This is a genomic window from Streptomyces sp. NPDC051018 (genome assembly GCF_044456085.1).
In the GTDB taxonomy this organism is placed as follows: domain Bacteria; phylum Actinomycetota; class Actinomycetes; order Streptomycetales; family Streptomycetaceae; genus Streptomyces.
On record NZ_JBITFN010000009.1, the window covers coordinates 199,297 to 219,386 of the forward strand.

Annotated in this window: 16 protein-coding genes and 1 pseudogene; 6 read left to right on the plus strand and 11 right to left on the minus strand. The window is 73.6% G+C overall.

Going from position 1 to position 20,090, the window contains the following annotated elements:
• Positions 1–470: 470 nt before the first annotated feature.
• Positions 471–2,120 carry an RDD family protein gene (locus ACIBCM_RS17945; protein WP_399244206.1) on the minus strand — a complete coding sequence of 550 codons (1,650 nt, stop codon included), beginning with the start codon at positions 2,118–2,120 and terminating at the stop codon, positions 471–473.
• A gap of 500 nt (positions 2,121–2,620) precedes the next feature.
• Here ACIBCM_RS17945 and ACIBCM_RS17950 point away from each other — a divergent pair, with 500 nt between their 5' ends.
• Complete coding sequence (locus ACIBCM_RS17950; RefSeq protein ID WP_399244209.1) at positions 2,621–3,097, plus strand: SsgA family sporulation/cell division regulator; 477 nt, start codon at positions 2,621–2,623, stop codon at positions 3,095–3,097.
• A 214-nt stretch (positions 3,098–3,311) separates the two neighbouring features.
• Here the strand turns inward: ACIBCM_RS17950 and ACIBCM_RS17955 are convergent, their stop codons facing one another.
• Entirely contained in the window at positions 3,312–4,688 is a 1,377-nt protein-coding gene (locus ACIBCM_RS17955; protein ID WP_399244211.1) for an FAD-binding oxidoreductase, read from the minus strand.
• 108 nt (positions 4,689–4,796) lie between these two features.
• Between ACIBCM_RS17955 and ACIBCM_RS17960 the strand changes: the two genes are divergently transcribed.
• Positions 4,797–6,257, plus strand: coding sequence for a tetratricopeptide repeat protein (locus ACIBCM_RS17960; protein ID WP_399244213.1), 1,461 nt, complete (start codon positions 4,797–4,799; stop codon positions 6,255–6,257).
• 593 nt (positions 6,258–6,850) lie between these two features.
• Here ACIBCM_RS17960 and ACIBCM_RS17965 read toward each other — a convergent pair.
• The 4 genes from ACIBCM_RS17965 to ACIBCM_RS17980 form a co-directional block, all read right to left on the minus strand.
• Entirely contained in the window at positions 6,851–7,459 is a 609-nt protein-coding gene (locus tag ACIBCM_RS17965; RefSeq protein ID WP_399244215.1) for a class F sortase, read from the minus strand.
• 86 nt (positions 7,460–7,545) lie between these two features.
• Positions 7,546–7,989, minus strand: coding sequence for a sortase-dependent protein (locus tag ACIBCM_RS17970; protein WP_399244217.1), 444 nt, complete (start codon positions 7,987–7,989; stop codon positions 7,546–7,548).
• 127 nt (positions 7,990–8,116) lie between these two features.
• Positions 8,117–10,198, minus strand: a complete 2,082-nt coding sequence (locus tag ACIBCM_RS17975; RefSeq protein WP_399244219.1) for a sensor histidine kinase — start codon at positions 10,196–10,198, stop codon at positions 8,117–8,119.
• Entirely contained in the window at positions 10,185–10,889 is a 705-nt protein-coding gene (locus ACIBCM_RS17980; RefSeq protein ID WP_399244419.1) for a response regulator transcription factor, read from the minus strand. Before ACIBCM_RS17980 ends, ACIBCM_RS17975 begins: the two co-directional genes overlap by 14 nt.
• A gap of 149 nt (positions 10,890–11,038) precedes the next feature.
• On the opposite strand from ACIBCM_RS17980, the pseudogene ACIBCM_RS17985 reads away from it, so the two are divergent.
• A pseudogene (locus tag ACIBCM_RS17985) lies at positions 11,039–11,141 on the plus strand (homoserine kinase); the annotation flags it as partial.
• Between the two features lie 441 nt (positions 11,142–11,582).
• Here ACIBCM_RS17985 and hppD read toward each other — a convergent pair.
• Positions 11,583–12,749, minus strand: coding sequence for a 4-hydroxyphenylpyruvate dioxygenase (gene hppD / locus ACIBCM_RS17990; protein ID WP_399244220.1), 1,167 nt, complete (start codon positions 12,747–12,749; stop codon positions 11,583–11,585).
• Positions 12,750–12,896: 147 nt separating this feature from the next.
• On the opposite strand from hppD, the gene ACIBCM_RS17995 reads away from it, so the two are divergent.
• The 3 genes from ACIBCM_RS17995 (at position 12,897) to ACIBCM_RS18005 (ending at position 14,633) form a co-directional block, all read left to right on the plus strand.
• Positions 12,897–13,394, plus strand: a complete 498-nt coding sequence (locus tag ACIBCM_RS17995; protein WP_399244222.1) for an Lrp/AsnC family transcriptional regulator — start codon at positions 12,897–12,899, stop codon at positions 13,392–13,394.
• Positions 13,395–13,707: 313 nt separating this feature from the next.
• Positions 13,708–14,418 (plus strand): helix-turn-helix domain-containing protein, encoded by a 711-nt coding sequence (locus ACIBCM_RS18000; protein ID WP_399244224.1) that lies wholly within the window; start codon positions 13,708–13,710, stop codon positions 14,416–14,418.
• Complete coding sequence (locus ACIBCM_RS18005) at positions 14,418–14,633, plus strand: hypothetical protein (protein WP_399244226.1); 216 nt, start codon at positions 14,418–14,420, stop codon at positions 14,631–14,633. The genes ACIBCM_RS18000 and ACIBCM_RS18005 overlap by 1 nt, the downstream gene beginning before the upstream one ends.
• Positions 14,634–14,778: 145 nt before the next feature.
• On the opposite strand, the gene ACIBCM_RS18010 is transcribed toward ACIBCM_RS18005, so the two are convergent.
• The 4 genes from ACIBCM_RS18010 to ACIBCM_RS18025 all read right to left on the minus strand — a co-directional run bounded on the left by ACIBCM_RS18010 (position 14,779) and on the right by ACIBCM_RS18025 (position 20,088).
• The gene (locus tag ACIBCM_RS18010; protein WP_399244228.1) at positions 14,779–15,567 is read right to left on the minus strand and encodes a S16 family serine protease; all 789 of its coding nucleotides are present in this window, start codon (positions 15,565–15,567) and stop codon (positions 14,779–14,781) included.
• A gap of 698 nt (positions 15,568–16,265) precedes the next feature.
• A complete protein-coding gene (locus ACIBCM_RS18015; protein WP_399244230.1) occupies positions 16,266–17,663 on the minus strand; it encodes an aldehyde dehydrogenase family protein in 1,398 nt (465 codons plus the stop codon).
• On the minus strand, positions 17,660–18,403 hold the full coding sequence (locus ACIBCM_RS18020) for a gamma-glutamyl-gamma-aminobutyrate hydrolase family protein (RefSeq protein ID WP_399244232.1): 744 nt from the start codon (positions 18,401–18,403) through the stop codon (positions 17,660–17,662). The genes ACIBCM_RS18015 and ACIBCM_RS18020 overlap by 4 nt, the downstream gene beginning before the upstream one ends.
• Entirely contained in the window at positions 18,400–20,088 is a 1,689-nt protein-coding gene (locus ACIBCM_RS18025) for an APC family permease (protein ID WP_399244234.1), read from the minus strand. Before ACIBCM_RS18025 ends, ACIBCM_RS18020 begins: the two co-directional genes overlap by 4 nt.
• Between the last annotated feature and the right edge of the window lie 2 nt (positions 20,089–20,090).

Here is a 20,090-nt window from a genome sequence, read left to right on the forward strand (position 1 = left end):
GGACCCCCCGCAAAAGCTCGCACGCCGTTCGGGGGAACACCCCCTGATACCGGGGTCAGCGATACCCACCGACAGAGGCCCGCCCCCGGAACGTCCTCGCCCTGTCAGCCCAGCCGTGCAACCCGCACGGATTCAGCCCCGCCGGCGACTGAGGCGCAAGGCCCCGGGGCCCTGGAACGGCCCGCCCTATCAGCCCCACCGGCCAACCCGCACAAAACCAGCCCCGCCGACCACTGAGGCGCAAGCCCTCGGGGCCAACACCCCGACAAGCAACCCGCACAAAATCAGCCCCGCCGGCGATTGAGGCGCAGGGGCTCGGGGCCAACACCCCGACAAGCAACCCGCACCGCGGACCAACAGAGCGCACAGGCCCCCGCCGGAGCAACCTCACCCCCGCCAGCCCCGGAGGGCAACCCGCACAAGCCCGCCGACGCCCCGGGGGCACCGCCCCCGCCGGAGCAACCTCACCCCTACCCGCCCCGCGGCAACCCGTCGGCGGGCCGCCGGGTGACAAACGTATGCGCGGCCTTGTCGTGCCAGCACTGGCGCCACGGCCTGTCGACCAGCGCCCACAGAACATTGACCACACCGACGACGATCAGCCCGAGCACCGAGTAGACCAGCCAGCGCCGCAGGGCCGTCCCGAACGACGGTGGCTCGTGCGACTCGATGTCCACCACCGTGAGCCCGCACAGCTTCTTGCCGAGCGTACGGCCCCACTTCGCGGTCGGCAGCGCCTCGTACAGCGCCCCCAGCACCAGCAGCGCGCCGAGGACGATCGCGAGATGCACCCCGGTGGTGCCGTCCACGAGCCAGACGGTGACCGTCTCGCCGGACTGCTTGGCCGCCTCGATCTTCTCGTCGATGTGCGTGACCGTCCGGGAGAGCACGGGCACGGCGACGGCCCCCACGAGGGCGCCGAGCACCACGCTGTCGATCAGCCGGGCGGCCAGCCGTCTGCCGAGCGGCGCGGGCCGGGCGGCGGCCTGCGCCTGGGCGGCCCGCAGGAAGGGGTCGTCGGCCGGGGGCTTCCACGGCGCGACGGGCTGCTCGCCCTCCGGCCGGGCGAGCTGGTGCACCTGCTGGGCCCAGGAGGCCGAACCTCCGCCGGACCCGGGGGTGACGGGGTCGGGCTGCGCCGTCCCCGGCCGCTCGGGTGCCTGGGGCCGGGCGGGTGCCGGGGCAGGCGCGGGAGCCGTGGGGAGGGGTGCCGCCGGTGCGGCGCCGGGGGTCATGGACCGTACGCTCAGCGCCTGTTCGGGCTGCTGTCCCGCGGCGGACCGGGATCCCTGGGCGCGGATGGTGACGGTGTGCTCGGGTGCCGCACTGTCACCGGCCGTCCGGGGCGGCTGTGCGAGGGCGGCGGCCTCCCGCTGTGCCCCGGGCGCCGTCGACCGTACGCCGGGGAGCGCGCCCCCGGACGGATCACCGGCCGGTGCCCCGGCGGACGGGGACGCGCCCTGGGCCGGTACGCGCGGATCGGCGGAAGGCGCGGAGGGCGTGGCGGGCTCGGGGCCGCCCCACGCGACCCGGTTGTCCCGCTCGCCGCCGAAGCCGGTCTGGCGCGAGGTGGTGGCCTGCCAGGCGGTGGCGGGCTCCGGACGGGACGGCTGGTCGGAGGGCTCCTCGTCGAGGAAGACCGGACCGGTCTCCTCCAGCTGCGCGGGAGCGGACGCCGCGGCGGCACCGGGTCCGGGAGCGGGCGGGGACGCGGGCGCCGACGGCGCGGCGGACACGGGCGCGGGCGTCCGGGCGGACGCGGAGAGCTCCAGGGTGCCCGCGCCGGGCGGGGGCGGGTTAGTTCCCCGCCCCGGGGTCCGGCCGGTGTCCCGGGCCGGCGCGGTGTCCCGTACGGAAGCGCTGTCCCGGGCCGCGCTGTCCCGGGCGGGCGCGACGGCAGGGGCCGGGGACTGGACCGGGGACTGCGCCGGGGTCCGGTCGGCGGCAGGCCGGGCGGGGTCCGGGGACGCCGCGGCGTCGTCGTCCTTGGGCGCGGGACGGCTGGTGCCAGGCACCCACGCGGCGCCGTTCCAGTACCGGACATATCCCGGGATGGATGGATCCGGATAGTAGCCGGGCGTCGGACTGCCGTCGCCGCCGTGCGGGGTTGGGGCGCTCATCACCGGTCCCGTATCTCCTCGCGAGCCTTGTTCAAGGCTCCACATCTATCAGACCCTCACACAACCCCGGGCCGGTCCCGGAGTAACGGCCACTTTCCGGTATGTTCCCTCACCCCCTTCCGGTGGCTTCGCCACACCTCTCCCTTCTGTCTCCCCTCCGCCTCCCTGTGTCTCGTACGGTTCCGGCCACCCCGTCCGCCGTCTCCCGGTGGCCGACGTCCCACGCGGACCGCACCCCGCCCGTCCGGCTCCGTTCGCACCCCGCACGCCTCCACGCCGTCCCTCCGGGCACGGGCGGCGGGCCGCGGTTCCGTCACCTCGCCTCCCGGGGCGGAACGTTGGCCGGATCATTGGCCCGAGCGTTACGGAAAGTAGTCCGAAAAAAGTCTCCCGAAGTCGCGTAATGACCCGGCGGGGACCCGCTCTCTCCTGGCAGGACCCGAGCCGGGTCCGCAGGGACGCCTCCGTATGGGCACATGGACAAGGGGAGAGAAGCTGTCATGCACTCCGTGGTGGAACGCGAACTGGAACTGAAGCTGGTGCTGTCGCCGGAGCGGAGCATCCCGGTGCCCGCGCGGCTGGCCTACCGTACGGACGACCCGTACGCCGTGCACATCATCTTCCACATCGGCTCCGACAACCCCGTCAAGTGGACCTTCGCGCGTGAACTGCTGGTGGAAGGGGTGTTCCGGCCTTGCGGTCACGGCGATGTGCGGATCTGGCCGACCAAGGCGGAGGGCCGGAGCGTGATCCTGATGGCGCTCAGCTCGCCGGACGGCGACGCGCTCCTCGAAGCGCCGTCCGCCGTGGTGTCGGCGTGGCTGGAGCGGACCCTGCGGGTGATCCCGCCGGGTTCGGAGACCGCCGCGCTCGACATCGACGACGGGATCGCGGGGCTGCTCGCGCACCACCCCGCCGACGGACACGGGGTATGGGGGCCGATGACCTGGGACGAGTTCCCGGACGGCGATGTCTGAGCGCCCGGCCGGGCCCTCCCCCCGCCCCTCCCGGCGCGGACCCGGCCGTCGCGCCCGCCGCGCCGCCCGGCCCGTAACGGCACGGCTTCCGGGCCGATGGCGTCCCGTACCGGAGGCGTATGTACCGGGGCGTCCCGTACCGGAAGCGTACGTACCGGACTCGGGTCGTACCGGCACTGCCGTCCGGCCCCGGACGGCGGGCCCGGACGGCCGGTCAGAACAGCTTGCCCGGGTTGAGGATGCCCAGCGGGTCGAACGTGTGCTTGATGCCCCGCTGCAACTCCACGCCCACCGGGCCGAGTTCGCGCGCCAGCCACTCCTTCTTGAGTACGCCGACACCGTGCTCGCCCGTGATCGTGCCGCCGAGTTCCAGACCGAGGGCCATGATCTCGTCGAAGGACTCCCGGGCGCGCCGGGACTCGTCCGGATCGGCGGGGTCGAAGCAGACGACGGGGTGGGTGTTGCCGTCGCCCGCGTGCGCGCAGACCCCGATGGTGAGGCCGTATGCGTCCGCGATGGCGGCCGTACCGTCGATCATCGCGCCGAGCCGGGAGCGCGGTACGCACACATCGTCGATCATCGTCGCCCGCTTCACCGTCTCCAGGGCGGTGAGCGAGAGCCTGCGCGCCTGGAGGAGGAGTTCGGACTCCGCGGCATTCTCGGCGGGCACGACCTCGGTGGCGCCCGCGGCCGCGCAGAGCTTCCCGACGGCTGCCAGGTCGGCCGCCGGGTCGGGGGTGTCGAACGCGGCCAGCAGCAGGGCCTCGGTGGAGCCGGGCAGCCCCATGTTCGCCAGGGCGTTGACCGCGTGGATCGTCGTACGGTCCATCAGCTCCAGCAGCGCCGGGGTGTGGCCGCGCTCCATGATCGCGCAGACGGCGTCACAGGCCGCGGCGGCGCTCGGGAACTCGGCCGCCAGGACGAGCTGCTGCGGCGGCCGGGGCCGGAGCGCCAGCACCGCCTTGACGACGATGCCGAGGCTGCCCTCGGAGCCGACGAACAGCCGGGTGAGGTCGTATCCGGCGACGCCCTTCGCGGTGCGGCGGCCGGTGGACAGCAGCCGGCCGTCGGCGAGGACGACGTCGAGACCGAGCACGTACTCGGCCGTCACCCCGTACTTCACACAGCACAGACCGCCCGACGCGGTGCCGATGTTCCCGCCGATCGTGCAGGTCTCCCAGCTGGAGGGGTCGGGCGGGTAGTACAGGCCGTGCTCGTGAACCGCGCGGGAGAGCACGGCGTTGACCACGCCCGGTTCCACGACGGCGATCCGGTCGACCGGGCTGATCTCCAGGATCCGGTCCATCTTCGTGAGCGAGAGGACGATGCAGCCGTCCGAGGCGTTGGCAGCGCCCGACAGGCCCGTACGGGCGCCCTGCGGGACGACCGGGACGCGCAGCTCCGTCGCCGTGCGCATCACCTGCTGGACCTGCTCGACCGTGCGCGGCAGGACGACGACGGCCGGGGTGCCCGCGTCGCAGAAGCTCGCCATGTCCCGTCCGTAGGAGGTCATGACGTCCGGGTCGGTGATCAGGGTCTCGGCGGGGAGCCCGGCGCGCAGCCGTACGAGGAGTTCCGGGTGATCGTCCATGAGCCCAGCGTCGCACCCGGGGCCATCGGTGTGAACCCGCCCCCCTTCGGCCGCACGGGGCGGGGAGCATTCTTCGTACCGACGTCAACCTGACGCACAGTGATCGTCATGAAAGGCGAAGTGTGGAAGAACGCGGCCGTCGGCACGCTCGTCGCCGCGGCCCTGGCCACGGGGATCGTCGCGCTCGTCCCCGGGGACGAGCCGGCCCCGCCGCCCGTGCCGGGACCGGCCGCGCGGGCCAGGGCGGCGGCGGGCGCGGGCGCTCCCGCGTCGCTCGCGGATCTCGGCGCGCTGATCGCCGACCGGGAGCGGTGGCTGGTGAAGCACCCCCGGGACGAGGAGTCCTGGGCGGTGCTGGGTGCCGCGTACACCGAGCGGGGGGTGCGGCTCGCGGAGTGGTCGGCGTATCCGAAGGCGGAGAAGGCGCTGCGGCGCTCGCTGGAGGTCCTGCCCGGCGAGCAGGGCAATACCGAGGCGCTGCTGGGGCTCGCGGCACTCGCCAACGCCCGCCAGGACTTCCTCGCGGCCCGCGACTTCGCCCGGCTGGCGCAGAAGCAGCGGCCCCGGCGGTGGACGGTGTACCCCGTGCTGATCGAGGCGTACGGCGGACTCGGCGACTACAAGTCCGTGGGCCGGTCGCTGGACAGCCTCCAGAAGCTGTACGCCGGTTCACGGGTACGGGCCGTGTCCGCGCAGGTCTACCGCGACCGGGGCTGGCGCGAGGACGCGGCGGCGCACGCGTACGACGCGGTGGGCGCCGCGCAGGGCCCCGCCGAGAAGGCGTCCGCGCTGTGGCGGCTCGGGGAGCTGGCGTGGGAGCGGGGCGAGCCGGCGGAGGCGGTGGAGAGCTACGGTCAGGCGCTGCGGCTGGCGCCGGACCACCATGCGGTGCTGGCGTCCCGGGGCCGGGCGCTGGGGGCGCTCGGCCGCTCCGACGAGGCGTTCCGCGACTACCAGGCGGCCATGGAGAAGATGCCGCTGCCGGAGTACGCGCTGGAGGCGGGTGACCTGTACGCGTCGCTGGGTCTCGAAGGGGATGCCGTCAGCCGGTACGAGACGGTACGCACGGCCGCCCGGGACGCGGCGGCGCACGGGGTGAACGTGGAGCTGGTGCTCGGCCGGTACGAGACGGACCACGGGGATCCGGACGAGGCGGTGGACCGGCTGCGGGCGGAGTGGGACCGGGGGCGGCACAGTGTGCAGATGGCGGACGCGCTGGGGTGGGCGCTGTTCAGGGCGGGGCGGGCGAAGGAGGCGCTGCCGTTCGCGAAGCGGGCGACGAAGGAGGGGCCGCGGCGCCCCGTCTTCGCGTACCACCTCGGGGAGATCGAACGGGCCCTCGGGCTGTACGGCCCCGCCCGGCGCCATGTCGCGGAGGCGCTCCGCACCAACCCCGTCTTCTCCCCGCTGCTGGCCCCCGCGGCCCGGACGGCGCTGGCGGCGCTGGGTGAGCCGCCGGACGGGGGCCCGCGGAAGCTGACGGGGAGGGAAGGGGAGGAAGAGGGGGGCGGGGGGATGCGAGGGGGTCCGGGCGCGGGTGCGGGTGCTCCGGGTGCGGGGGTCGGCTGACGCCCTTGTCGGGGCTCCGCCCCGAACCCTGCGCCTCAAACGCCGGCGAGGCTGAAATGGGCAACCCGGCCCCTACCGCCGGGCCGGATGGGTCACCCCGGCCCCGACGGCCAGACCGGGTCGGACCCCGGCACGGTGACCCGGCAGCCGGACGGACCGGTGCAACCCCCTGTCGGGGCTCCGCCCCGAACCCCGCGCCTCAAACGCCGGCGAGGCTGGAAATGCCACCCCGGCCCCCGAAGCCGGAGGCCCGACAGCTGGAACGGGTCGGCCCCCTCTCAGCCCGGTCGGCGACGTGAGGACCACACGCCCAAGAACGGCCACGAACCAAGGAATCTGCGACCACATGAAGCCCGGCTGGCGATTGAGGCCCCCGAACGCGCCCAAGAACAGCAACGGAACAAGGACCGGTCACCACATAGAGCCCGGCCGGCGATTGAGGCCCCCGGACGCGGCCAGGTGCGGCCGCGGACCGAGGAAACGGTCACCCACGCCCGGGAACCCCCAACCGCGGCAACGGGCCAGAGAAACGGTCACCCCCGAACGCGCCCAAGAAACGGCGACGGAACAGGAAACGCCCACCCACCCGGAAATCACTTGGCCGTGGCGTAGACGATGAGGTTGTCCACCGGGTGGCCCTGCGGGTCGAAGGGGCCGTCGCAGGTGACCAGGCGCAGGACGCGGTCGTCGACCCGGCCGTAGACCCGCTGGGTGGGGAACGCGGTCTTCTGGACGACCTCCTTGCCGGTCACGGTGAAGCGCGCCGTGACACCGGCGGCGTTGATGACGGAGATCTCCGCGCCCTTGGTGAGTTTACGGAGGTCGTGGAAGACCGCCCGGCCGTACTTCGTGTCGTTGTGGCCGATGATGACCGCCGCTCCGGGCTCGCCGGGGACGGCCGCGCCGGTGTACCAGCCCGCGCTCATGCCCTGCTCGGCGGGCGGGACCTCGACGGTGCCGTCCCCGTTGAGTCCGAGGCGCATCAGGGAGCTGTCGACGCCGATGGCGGGGATGGTGACCCGTACGGGAGCGGCGGTGGCGGGCCCGGACGGGCGACCGGGGGCGGCGTCGGGCGCGGTGGGGACGGAGGCGGCGGAGGCCCCGTCCCGGGACGGCCGCTCCGGCGCGGTGGACGAGGAGCAGCCCGCGGCGGTGAGGGCTAGGAGGAGGGCGAGGGCGGTACGCAGGGGTGCGCGGATCATCGTGGGGCTCCAGGGCGGGGGCGGCAGCGGCGGCACACGGCGGACACCGCCGCGGTGGTCGGTCCCACCACGGCGGTGAGCCGGCGTCAGCCCTCGCGGCGCGCGGCCCTGCGGCGGCCGGTCACGGCGTATCCGCCGGCCGCGAGCAGCAGCACGACGGCGGATCCGGTCACGGCGGCGGTGTACCCGCCGCCCGTCTGCGCGGACGTGCCCGCGGGCCGCTCACCCGCCGCCACTCCGCCGCGCGGCAACACGGTCTTGCCACACGCTGCCCGGCCGAGTCCGATGGCCTCGGGGTCGAGCTTGGGGTCGGGCTTGGCATCAGGCTTGGCGTCGGTCTTGGACTCTCGCAGGAAGATCCGGCATTCCTCGGCCGCCGTCCCCTTGTCTTCCGAGGGCTTGGGTGCGGGCACGGAGGTGGAAGTGGGGGTGGGCGACGCCGCCGCGAAGGCGATGGTGCCGGGAGCGATCACCGCGCCGACGGCGACCGCCGCGACGGCGAGGGAACGCAGGGTGAGACGGGGGGACATGGGGATGGCTCCATTCCAGGTCGGTCCGGGTGACACCCGGACGGCCCGAGGTGAGGGGCCGTCCGGGCATGCCGGCCAGGCTGGACCGAAGGTGTGAAGAACCTGTCAGATCGTTGTGAGGCGGCGATCAGGGCGAGGAGGGCGGCGGGCGGTCCGCCGGACCTACCCGTCCCTCGGGTGCGCCGCCCGCCGGACCCACCGGTCCCTCGGGCGGGCGGTCCCCCGGACCCACCGGCCCCTCGACGGGCAGCCGCAGGGTGAAGACCGACCCCTCCCCCACCGTGCTCCGCGCCTGGGCCGAACCGCCGTGCGCCTCCGCCAGCTTCCGTACGATCGCGAGACCGAGCCCGCTGCCGCCCGTGCGCCGGCTGCGGGACTTCTCGGCCCGCCAGAAGCGGTCGAAGACATGCGGAAGGTCGCCGGGCGGAATTCCGGCGCCGGTGTCGGCGACCTCCAGGACGACGTGCCGCCCGGTGTCCTCGCCGTCGCCGGAGCCGTACGCCCGCAGGGTGACGGTGCCGCCGGGCGGCGTGTGGCGTACGGCGTTGGAGACCAGGTTGCCGACGGCCTGCCGCAGCCGTACCGGATCGGCCGTCAGCGAGGGTGCCCCGGCCGGGACCGACACCGTCAGCGTGACGCCGGACGAGTCCGCGCTGACCTGGTGCGCCGCCGCGACCTGGCCGAGCAGCTCACCCGGGCGCACCGGCTCCGGCCGCAGCCGCAGCGCGTCCGCGTCTGCCTGGGCCAGGTCCTGGAGGTCGTCGATGATGTGCTGGAGCTGGACCGCCTCCTCCAGCAGCGAGGAGACGAAGGCCGGGTCCGGCTCGGCGACACCGTCCTGGGCGCCTTCGAGCCAGCCCCGGATATTGCTCAGGGGCGTACGCAGCTCATGGGCGACGTCGCCGACCATCTCCCGGCGCTGGGCCTCCAGCCGGGCGCGGTGGGCGGCCATGTCGTTGAACGCGGCGGCCAGCCGCCCGATCTCGTTGTCCGGGCCGACCGGTACGGGCTCCGCGCTCCCTCCGTCCTTCAGCCGCTGGGCCGCGCCGGTCAGCGCGCGCAGCGGCCGTACGAGCCGGGTGGCGGCGAGCACGGACGCGCCGACGGTCAGGGCGAGGACGAGGGCGGCGGCTCCGGCGATACGCGCGGTGTTGCGCGGTGAGAGTTCGAAGCCGGGGACGGTGGGAGTACTGGAGTCGCCGATGAACAGCAGCGCGGCCGGGGAGACATAGGGGGCGAGCTGCTCCCTGCGGGCACTGTCCACACAGGTCGCGACGGCCCGGTCCGCACCCGCCTTCTCCCGGGCCGGAGCCGGAGTCGGCACCGTCTCCACCAGAAACGGCCCGGGGGCGGACCCGACCGCTGTGGGCCCGACGTACAGCCCGCCGATGGTGATGGGCGAGCCGTCGGCCCGGACGATCCTGATCTCCCGCTCCGAGACGAGGTCCAGTGCCAGCCGTACGGCTTGGCCGTCCTGGCGTTTCAGACAGTCGTCGGTGAGCCGGTTGAGCGCGCCGAGGGCCGTGCGTTCGGTCCTGGTGGGCCCGCTGAGCCCGTCGGACCGGCACGGGGAGCGCTGAACGCTGTCGGACTCGCCGCCGACGACACGCACATAGGGGCGTCCGCTCGGGGTGGGGACGACGTCCGCGTCGATGTTCCAGCGACGCAGACAGGTCTGGACCCTGTCCGCGGTACCTCGCAGTTCGTCGCGTTCGGCCGGGGTCAGCCGGAAGGGGCCGACGGCGCGGGGGTCGATACGGTCGGCGGTGTCACCGCCGTACCCCGCGGACGTGGGGTCGAGGAGGGTTTCCGTGGCGAGCGGGTCGACGACGGCCGAGCGCTTCGCGGGGAGCGCGGGCGGCTTCGGCCCGGTGGCCGAGTCGGCGATCGGCACCCGGTCCGGGGTGGTGAGGGCGATCCGGCGGTCGTACTTACGGGCGAGGTCCCGCACGGTCTTCTGGACACCGCCCCACTGGGGGCGGGTGGCGGCGTGGCCGAGAAGGGTGTCGTAGATCCGGGCGTCGTCGGTGAAGTTCTGTCCCTGCTGCTGTTTGATCGCGCCGGATGTCGTCTGTACGGCGATCCAGGCCGTGGCCGCGACCGAGCAGGCCGCGACGAGGGCGGAGACGGCGAGCAGCCGTCCCAGCAGGCTCTTGCGCAGCGGCATCCGCCGGGGCACGGGCCCGGGGCCCTTCCTACGGCCGCGCATGGCCGGACCGTTTCGCCGGACCGGCCAGTTTGTAGCCGACGCCGAAGACCGTGAGGAGAAGGACGGGCCGGCGGGGCGAGGGCTCGATCTTCTTGCGCAGATTCATGATGTGGACGTCGACGGTCCGGTCGCCGATATAGCGGGCGTAGCCGTGGAGTTCCCGCAGGAGCCGCTCGCGGGTGAAGACCCGGCCGGGTTCGGCGGCCATGGCGGCGAGGATGCGGAACTCGCCGGGGGTGCACTCGATCCACTCGCCGTCGACGGTGACCTCGTGCCGGTCGGGGTCGATGACGAGCGGGCCCGCGGTCAGCGGCTGCCGCCCTCCGGCCGCCGGAGGTCTGCGGGTGCGGCGCAGCAGCGTACGGACGCGGGCCATCAGCTCGCGCGGGCTGTAGGGCTTGGTCATGTAGTCGTCGGCGCCGAGATCGAGGCCGAGCAGCAGATCGTCCTCGGTGGAGCGGGCGGTGAGCATCAGCACCGGGAGGTCGTACTTCTCGGCCCGCAGGATGCGCAGCACGTCCAGGCCGTCGGTTCTCGGCATCATCACATCGAGGACGAGCAGATCGGGGGCGCGGTGGCGGACGGACTCGACGGCGGCGCGGCCGTCGTGCACGAGAACCGCGGTGTGGCCGTCCCGTTCGAGGTAGCGGCGGAGGAGTTCGGCCTGCTTTTCGTCGTCCTCGGCGATCATCACATGTGCGCACACAGGCTCGATCGTAAGCAGCCCCGGCGCGACGGCGCCCCGGTGGCCCTGCCCCAAGTGCCCGCAGCAGCAGGGCACTCGGCGAACCGCACGACCGGCCACCACGGGGAACGGCCCCGGAGCGAGCCAGGGCACCCGACGACACCGCCCTGCTGGCGCTGGCCACCGAGATCGAGGGCCACCCCGACAACGTCGCCGCCTGTCTGCTCGGCGGCTTCACCCTCGCCTGGACCGACGGTACGGCTCACGACGGCAACGGCCCCGGGCCCGGCGGGCCGACCGTGGACCGGGCCGGGCCGGGCCGCCCCGAGCCCGGTCCACGTGGTCGGGGCCGAGGACGCGGAGAAGGCCGTCGCGGCCTTCCTCGCGGCCGGGACCGTCGACGTACGGACCGGGCCGGGCCGCCCGAGCCCGCTGACCGGCCGGTACGGGCGGGTCCGGCCCACGTACCCGCAGTCCTCAGGGGCTCGGCCAACCGCGTAACCGCCCACCGGGCCCCGGGGACACCAGGGTCATCGAGCGGAGTGGCCGCCCCGGGCAACCCGGCCCGCCCACCGGCCGGAAGCGCCCGGGCCCACCTCACGTACCCGCGTCCTCGGGGCACTTGGGCGGCCCGTACGCCAACGGTCCGCAGCGCGCCGGACCGCCGTGCACCGCCCCCGCACGTCACGGGGCGGGCACTCAGAGGTTGCCGCGCCTCTCCTGCTCGCGCTCGATCGCCTCGAACAGGGCCTTGAAGTTGCCCTTGCCGAAGCCCATCGAGCCGTGGCGCTCGATCATCTCGAAGAAGACCGTGGGACGGTCCTGCACCGGCTTGGTGAAGATCTGGAGCAGATAGCCGTCCTCGTCGCGGTCGACGAGGATCTTCAGCTCCCGCAGGGTCTCGACGGGCACCCGGGTCTCCCCGGCCCACTCGCCCAGGGTGTCGTAGTACGAGTCGGGGGTGTCCAGGAACTGGACCCCGGCCGCACGCATCGTCCGTACGGTCGCGACGATGTCGTTGGTCGCGAGCGCGATGTGCTGGACGCCGGCACCGCCGTAGAACTCCAGATACTCGTCGATCTGCGACTTCTTCTTCGCGATGGCGGGCTCGTTGATGGGGAACTTCACCTTCAGCGTGCCGTCGGCGACGACCTTCGACATCAGGGCGGAGTACTCGGTGGCGATGTCGTCGCCGACGAACTCCTTCATATTGGTGAAGCCCATGACCTTGTTGTAGAAGGCGACCCACTCGTTCATCCGGCCGAGTTCGACATTGCCCACGCAGTGGTCGATGGCCTGGAAGGTCCGCCACCCGGGCTTCTTGCCGGAGAGCCGCGGGGGCTCGACGATCGGGTCGGCGGCGGTGAATCCGGGCAGATAGGGGCCGTCGTAGCGGGAGCGCTGGACCAGGGTGTGCCGGGTCTGGCCGTAGGTGGCGATCACGGCGAGGACGACGGTGCCGTGCTCGTCCTTCAGTTCGTACGGCTCGGTGAGGCCGCGGGCGCCGTGCTCGGTGGCGTAGGCGTACGCGGCACGGGCGTCCGGGACCTCGATGGCGAGGTCGACGACACCGTCGCCGTGCGCGGCGACATGGTCGGCGAGGAAGCGCCCCCAGTCCGTGGACTGCTTGACGACGGAGGTGAGGACGAACCGGGCGGCACCGTTCTCCAGGACGTAACTGGCCGTCTCACGGCTGCCGTTCTCCGGTCCGGAGTAGGCGACGAGCTTCATGCCGAACGCGGTGGAGTAGTAGTGCGCGGCCTGCTTGGCGTTACCGACGGCGAAGACGACCGCGTCCATGCCCTTGACCGGGAAGGGATCGGCCTCGCGCGCGGTGTCCGGGTGGTGATCGATGGTCTCAGTCATAGGGGCAGGCTCCTCCCGTTCCACAAGGTGCGCAATAGTTCGTCATTCCTCTGGGCATTCTGCCTAGCCCGGATGCACGATGAGAGGGCTTTCTGTACAGGATGACCATCAGGACCACCGTACGGCCCACTCCCGGGGAGATGACCTGTGGCGATCGATCAACTGGACGGCCGGCTCATCGTGCTGCTGGCCCGTGAGCCCCGTATCGGCGTACTGGAGGCGTCACGCCGGCTGGGGGTGGCGCGCGGGACCGTACAGGCGCGGATGGACCGGCTCCAGTCGAACGGAGTCATCCGCGGATTCGGCCCGGACGTCGACCCGGCGGCCCTCGGCTACCCGGTCACGGCCTTCGCGACGCTGGAGATCAAGCAGGGCCAGGGCGCGGACGTACGGGCCCACTTGGGCGGGGTGCCGGAGGTGCTGGAACTGCATACGACCACCGGGCACGGGGACATGCTCTGCCGTCTGGTGGCGCGTTCGAACGCCGATCTCCAACGGGTGATCGACCGGGTCGTCGGCTTCGACGGTATCGTCCGGGCCTCCACGGCGATCGTCATGGAGAACCCGGTGCCGATGCGGATCATCCCGCTGGTCGAGCAGGCGGCGCGCGCCGAGGAGGACGACCGGCCTGACGGGACCGCCTGACGGGACCGCCTGCCGGGGCCGCCCGCCGGGGCCGGGGAACGCGGACCCGCCGGGCGTACGACCAGGACCGGGACGGAACGCGGAGGGCGGGCGGACACCCGCCGGGAGCGGCACAGGAACCGGACGCCGGGAGTCGACACGGAGGACGGGACCCGCGCCCGACAGCCGAGGACCGGCTGATCGCGAGACGATCCCCACCCCGCACGCAGGCGCACGGCCCGAGCCGCCAAAGGCCCGCCCCATCCGGTCATCACCAGGACCTGGTTGCAAAGAAACTGTTGCAGCGACTTCGATGCAAAGATACCTTTGCGACATGGCGGAGCATGAGACGGAACCCCGGACCGGACCCGCGTCCACGACCGGGTCCCGCCCGGAGCGCGAGGACCATGACGGGTCCGAGCCCGGGCGGTCGTCCGGTACCGGTGGGCCCGGGGGTCCGTCGGAGGGTGGGACGTACCGCTCCCTCGATCCGCGATCCCTCCGGGGCCTCGCCCACCCCCTGCGCATCCGGTTGCTGAGGAGTCTGCGCCACGACGGCCCGGCCACCGCGTCGCAGCTCGCCGAGAAGCTGGGTGAGTCCAGCGGGGCCACCAGCTATCACCTGCGCCAGCTCGCCGCGCACAGCTTCGTCGAGGACGACTCCTCCCGGGGCAAGGGCCGGGAGCGCTGGTGGAAGGCGTCGCAGGAGGGCACCAGCGTCGACCACAGTCTCTGGCTCGACCCCGATCCCGCCGTACGCGGCGCGGCGGACCTCTTCGTCCACGAGGTGGCGACGATGCACACGGAGGAGGTCGGCACCTGGCTCGGCACGGCACACGAATGGCCCGACGCCTGGCGGCTCAGCTCCGACCTCAGTGACTTCACGCTGCGGCTGACCCCCGCCCAGGCCCTGGAACTGAACAACCGGGTCCATGAACTGATCGGCAGCTACCGCGCGGGCGAGCCCCCGTCGCCGGACGCCGCCATGGTCCGGATCCATCTGCACTCCTTCCCGCGCAGGACCTCCCGAGAGGACGACGAGTGATGACGGACGACAACCCCGCGATCCGTCTGCGCCTGTACGCCGAGCGGGCCGCCCGTCTGCGGGCGGCGGCCGAGGCGTACCGTCTCGCGCGCCTGGCCCGCACCGCCCGTCCGCCCCGGCCCCTGCTGCGGATACGCGTGGGCTGGACACTGATCGAGATCGGCCTGCGGCTCGTCCAGCGCACGCCGTCCCCGCTGCGGTCCAGCCCGGCCTGAGCGAACGGCCGCGGCCGGCCGGGGTCCGCCGGGTCCCGCCGGGTCCCGGTGCGGTCGCTCCACGGGGAGCCGTACCTCACCGCGTCGACCCCGGAGGTACGGCGCGTCAGCGCGCCTCACCCCGCCTCACCAGGACGGAACGCCCTCAGCAGGACGGAACGCCGCTGCCCCGCTCCAGCGCGCGCAGGGACTCCACCGCGCCCTTCAGGGTGGTGACGGGGATCAGCCGCAGGCCCTCGGGCAGCTCGGCGCGGGCGTCCGAGCACTCGCCCTTCGGGACGAGGAAGACGCTCGCCCCGTCCCGCCTGGCGGCCTGCGTCTTCAGGGACACCCCGCCGACCTCGCCGACCTCGCCGCCGGGGGTGATCGTCCCCGTACCGGCGATGTTCCGGCCGCCGGTCAGATCGCCCCCGGCTCCGTCGCCGTCGAGCTTGTCGATGATCCCGAGGGAGAAGAGCAGTCCGGCGCTGGGCCCGCCGACGTCGGCGAGGCTGAGGTCGACCTTGACCTTGGCCGGGTCCTCCCCCAGATACGCGAGCGCCGCGCGGGTGGCGTCGTGCTGCGACTCCTCCATCGCCCGCAGGTTGACCTTCTCGACCTCCTGGTCGGACTTGCCCGACGGGTAGACGGATTCCCGTGGCAGGACCGCTCGGTCCTCCCGGAACCAGCCGTCCACCACGTCCCCCGCGTCCACGTCGGTGGACGGCCCGGTCGCGAGGATGGTCGTCATCCGCAGGGCGCCCGCCGTCTTGCGTACCGGTGCGCCCGTGATCGAGATCACCGGGGTCCCGTCGCTCTCCCCGAGCACGTTCGCGGTGGTGCCGGGCTGCGCGATGACGAAAGGCAGCGGCGCGAACGCGGCGACGGCGAGCAGCGCGACGACGGGCACGGAGCTCAGGAGGACGGCATAGGTACGTGTGAGGCTGGAAAGCACGGGTGCCAATCTATCCGGGCCCGCCCGGCGGCCGGGACGCCCGGGCCCCGCCCGGGAGCCGGGCCACGCGGCGGGCGGGGCAGGCCCGACCCGAAGCGGCGGCCAGGAGCCCCGTGGTCGCGCCCGGAGCCCGGACCCGCGGTGGCCGTCGGGGGCCGGGCCCGGTCGTACCGGGAGCCGAGACGCGCGGGGCCACCCCGAAGCCGGGACCTGGCAGGGGCCGCCGGGAGCCCGGACCCCGGTGGACGCGGCCCCGTGGGTCTCGCCCGGCCCACGGTGGCGGCCGGGGCGAGGCCCACGGGGCCACCGAGGCCGGGACCCCGGACCGGACTCGGAAGCCCGGGCCCACGGTGGCGGCCGGGGGCACCCCCGGGACCGGAACCCACGGTCGCCCGGAGTCCAAGCCCGTAGCGACCGCCCGGAGAGCCGGAAGCCGCGGCGGACGGCCGCGCCTGACCCACGGTCGCGCCCGGGCCCCCGGTGGCCGCCGGGAGCGCCCCCCCTTCGCGCCCGGGGGCCGAACCGCCCCTCGGGACCCGCCCGGGCCCCCGGACCCCGGGACCGCCCGCGCCCCGCCCCCGTGCAGCCGCCGCCCGTACTGCCGCCGCCCCTCGCGCCGGGACCGCGCCCGGTGCCACGGGGCTCCCGCCGTGGATCCCGCCATCGCCGGGCCGGGGGCGCCACCTCCCCCGTACCCCCTACAGATCGCTGATGAAGACGTTCTTCACCTCGGTGAACGCGGACAGCGCGTCCGGGCCGAGCTCTCGGCCGAGCCCCGACTGCTTGAAGCCTCCGAAGGGGGTCGAGTAGCGCACGGAGGAGTGCGAGTTCACGGACAGGTTCCCGGACTCGACCCCGCGCGCGACCCGCAGGGCCCTGCCGATGTCACGGGTCCAGATCGAGCCGGAGAGGCCGTACTCGGTGTCGTTGGCGAGCCGTACGGCGTCCGCCTCGTCGTCGAAGGGCAGCACGGCGGCGACCGGCCCGAAGACCTCGTCCGTGACGGCGCGGTGCCGGGGCGAGACCGGGGCGAGCACGGTCGGCGGGAACCAGAATCCCGGGCCCCCGGGGGCGTCCCCGGCGAAGGCGACCGGCGCGCCGTCCACGTAGGACGCCACCCGGTCGCGGTGCGCGGCCGAGATCAGCGGACCCATCTCCGTGTCCTCCTCGCCCGGCGGCCCCACCCGCACGCCCTTCACGGCGGGCTCCAGCAGCTCCAGGAACCGGTCGTACACCGAGCGCTGCACCAGGATGCGGGAGCGGGCGCAGCAGTCCTGGCCCGCGTTGTCGAACACCGCGTACGGTGCCGTCGCCGCCGCCCGCTCCAGATCGGCGTCGGCGAAGACGACGTTGGCGTTGTTGCCGCCGAGTTCGAGGGTGAGGCGTTTGACCTGGGCGGCGCAGCCGGCCATGATCCGCCGGCCCACCGCGGCCGAGCCGGTGAACACCACCTTGCGCACCGCCGGATGACTCACGAACCGCTCCCCCACGACCGGCCCCGCACCGGGCAGCACCTGGAGGACATCCCTCGGAATGCCCGCCTCGTACGCCAGCTCGGCAAGCCGCAGCGCCGTCAGCGGGGTCAGCTCGGCGGGCTTGAGGACGACGGTGTTGCCGGCCGCCAGGGCCGGGGCGAAACCCCAGGCCGCGATCGGCATGGGGAAGTTCCACGGCACGATCACCCCGACCACGCCGAGCGGTTCGGCGAAGGTGACGTTCACCCCGCCCCGCACCGGGATCTGGCGTCCGGACAGCCGTTCGGGGGCCGCCGCGTAGTACATCAGCACATCGCGGACGTTGCCCGCCTCCCAGCGGGCGTTGGAGACGGTGTGCCCGGCGTTGGCGACCTCCAGCGCGGCGAGGTGCTCGATGTCGGCGTCGACGGCGTCGGCGAACCGGCGCAGCAGCCGGGCCCGGTCGTCGGGGGCGACCGCGCGCCAGGCGGGCAGGGCGGCGTCCGCGCGGGCGATCGCGGCGTCGGTGTCCTCGACCGAGGCCATCGCCACCGGCCGGATCACCTTCCCGTCGGCGGGATCGATCACATCGAACACCTCGCCCGTACCGGAGGGGGCACGCGCGTCGGAAGATTCGGTCATACCGGGAGGGCGCTGCATGGCTGCTCCTTGCGGTGGCGCTCGGTCTCACGTACGAGCACGGTGAACAGGCGTAGATCGTCGGGCTGCTCCTCGGGGTGCCACTGCACACCGACGACGAAGGGGTCCCCGGGCCGTTCGACCGCTTCCACGGTGCCGTCCGGGGCCCGGCCGACGACCACCAGGCCGTCTCCGGGGCGGTCCACCGCCTGATGGTGGTGACAGCGGCAGAACGTTTCGGCACCGAGGATCGCCGCCACCCGGCTGCCCGGGGTGAGCAGGGCCCGGCCGGGGCCGAAGGAGGCGGGCGCGGGCCGGTGGACGGTCGTGCCGACGGTGTCGGGCAGATGCTGGACCAGGGTGCCGCCGAGGGCCACATTGAGCAGCTGCATGCCCCGGCAGACACCCAGGACGGGGATACGGGCGGCGAGCGCGAGCTCCAGCAGGGCGAACTCGAAGTCGTCCCGTTCGGGCTGCGGGCGCACCGAGGGGTGCGGGGCGGCACCGTAGCGGGCCGGGTCGACATCCGCGCCCCCGGTCAGGACCAGCGCGTCGACGGCGGACAGCAGTTCGCGGTGTCCCTCGGCCACGGGCGCGAGGAGGACGGGGACCCCGCCGGCCCGTACGACCGCGTCGGGATACGTCCGGGGCAGCACGGACGACTCGGTGTGCCAGACCCCGAACCGGGCGCTCTCCGCAGAGGTCGTCAGCCCGATCAGCGGCCGGGTGTACGGGTGTCTCATGGCCGCTCCCCCGGCTCGGAGGACCGGGCGGGAGCGGACGCGGGGGCGCCCCCGGCGTCGGTACCGGTGCCGCTGCCGGTGTCTGTGCCGCCATCCGTACCGGTGCCGGTGTCCGTACCGACCTCCGTACCGGTGCCGGTGTCCGTACCGGCGTCCGGCGGCGCGAGGGTCAGCATGTGCGTGGCGGCGCGCGGCCGCAGATAGAAGGCGTAGTAGAGCAGGGCCCCGCCGACGATGGCGGTGGCGATGAAGAGGTCCCGCCCGGTCTGCTCGCTCAGCACGAGCAGCGAGATCGCGAGTCCCACCAGCGGCGGAAGGGGCCACCACGGCATCCGGTAGGGCCGTTCGAGATCGCGCCTGCGGATTCTGCTGACCACCGCGGCCGTGGCGACGAGCGAGTACTCGATGGCGACGGTGGCGCCCACCCAGGTGGTGAGGGTGACCACGTCGGCGACGAGGATCAGGGCGGTGCCGGCCGCGCCGATGATGAGCGTGGCGATCCAGGGGGTCTGGTACCGGGGGTGCACGGTGGCGAGGGCGCGGCTGACGGGCGCGGGCCACACCATGTCCCGGCCGGAGCTGTAGAGGATGCGGGCGAAGTAGGGCATCAGGGCGATGACCCCGTTCAGGATCGCGATGGCGATGCCGAGGCTGATGACCGTATTGAACGTCTCACCGCCGATGCTGGTCAGGAAGTACTGCCAGGGGCTGTCGCTGGTGGTCAGCTCGGCCACCGACGGGGAGCCGAGCAGCGCCGCCGCGACCGGCAGCAGTTCGGCGAGCACGGCGACGACGAGGGCGCCGAAGACGGCTCTGGCGATATTGCGCGCCGGGCCCTGGGTCTCCTCGGAGAAGAGGATCGCGCCCTGGAAACCGTTGTACGCGAAGCTGGCGACGGCGACACCGGCGATCAGCGCACCGGCGGTCAGGGAGGTCGCGGTCCCGTCGGCGTCGAAGAGCTGGGGGTTGAAGAGTTCGGTGATCGGGCGCTCGGCGTTGACGAAGCCCAGTACGGTCACCAGGGCGACGGCGGCCAGCTCCAGCAAGAGCAGGACGCCGGTGGCCAGCGCGCTGAACTTGATGCCGAAGACGGCGATGACGGTGGACACCGCGATGACGACGGCACCGATGACATTGGCGTCCGCCGAGAACACGGTCTCCAGGTACTCGGCCATCCCGAGCGCGATGACGGCGGGGATGAGGATCGCCTGCACCGGGCCGGTGAGCACCAGGGAGACGAAGCCGGACGCCCGGCCGAGGGTCCGGGCGATGAACGAGTAGTCGCCGCCCGCGAGCGGGTAGGCGGCGCCGAGTTCGGCCCAGCAGAAGGCCATCGCGATGCCGAGGACGGCGGCCACGGCGAAGGCGAGGGCGGCGCCGCTGCCGCTGATCGCGAAGACGACGGCGGCGATGACGAACGCGGAAGAGGCGGGGGTGATGGCGGCGACGACGATCGCCATGTTCCCGACCACCTTCAGGCTGCGGGACAGCTCCTGCTCGTACTTCTCGGGCGGCGGGTCCTGGGACGAGCGGTTCCCGGACGGCCGGTCACCGGAGGGCCGGCTCCGGGACGGCCGGTCACCGGACGGCTTCCCGGCGGACACCTGCCGCGGTGCCGGGCCCGCGCCGCCGGTGACGGGCGGTCTGCTCGCGGGGACTTCGGGCTGGGGTTCGTTGGGTCTCACCA

What these genes read in the sequence shown, in the direction of transcription:
- ACIBCM_RS17945 (WP_399244206.1), bottom strand. Translation starts at nt 2,120, where the DNA reads ATGAGCGCCCCAACCCCGCACGGCGGCGACGGCAGTCCGACGCCCGGC.
- ACIBCM_RS17950 (WP_399244209.1), top strand. Translation starts at nt 2,621, where the DNA reads ATGCACTCCGTGGTGGAACGCGAACTGGAACTGAAGCTGGTGCTGTCG.
- ACIBCM_RS17955 (WP_399244211.1), bottom strand. Translation starts at nt 4,688, where the DNA reads ATGGACGATCACCCGGAACTCCTCGTACGGCTGCGCGCCGGGCTCCCC.
- ACIBCM_RS17960 (WP_399244213.1), top strand. Translation starts at nt 4,797, where the DNA reads ATGAAAGGCGAAGTGTGGAAGAACGCGGCCGTCGGCACGCTCGTCGCC.
- ACIBCM_RS17965 (WP_399244215.1), bottom strand. Translation starts at nt 7,459, where the DNA reads ATGATCCGCGCACCCCTGCGTACCGCCCTCGCCCTCCTCCTAGCCCTC.
- ACIBCM_RS17970 (WP_399244217.1), bottom strand. Translation starts at nt 7,989, where the DNA reads ATGTCCCCCCGTCTCACCCTGCGTTCCCTCGCCGTCGCGGCGGTCGCC.
- ACIBCM_RS17975 (WP_399244219.1), bottom strand. Translation starts at nt 10,198, where the DNA reads ATGCGCGGCCGTAGGAAGGGCCCCGGGCCCGTGCCCCGGCGGATGCCG.
- ACIBCM_RS17980 (WP_399244419.1), bottom strand. Translation starts at nt 10,889, where the DNA reads ATGATCGCCGAGGACGACGAAAAGCAGGCCGAACTCCTCCGCCGCTAC.
- hppD (WP_399244220.1), bottom strand. Translation starts at nt 12,749, where the DNA reads ATGACTGAGACCATCGATCACCACCCGGACACCGCGCGCGAGGCCGAT.
- ACIBCM_RS18000 (WP_399244224.1), top strand. Translation starts at nt 13,708, where the DNA reads ATGGCGGAGCATGAGACGGAACCCCGGACCGGACCCGCGTCCACGACC.
- ACIBCM_RS18005 (WP_399244226.1), top strand. Translation starts at nt 14,418, where the DNA reads ATGACGGACGACAACCCCGCGATCCGTCTGCGCCTGTACGCCGAGCGG.
- ACIBCM_RS18015 (WP_399244230.1), bottom strand. Translation starts at nt 17,663, where the DNA reads ATGACCGAATCTTCCGACGCGCGTGCCCCCTCCGGTACGGGCGAGGTG.
- ACIBCM_RS18020 (WP_399244232.1), bottom strand. Translation starts at nt 18,403, where the DNA reads ATGAGACACCCGTACACCCGGCCGCTGATCGGGCTGACGACCTCTGCG.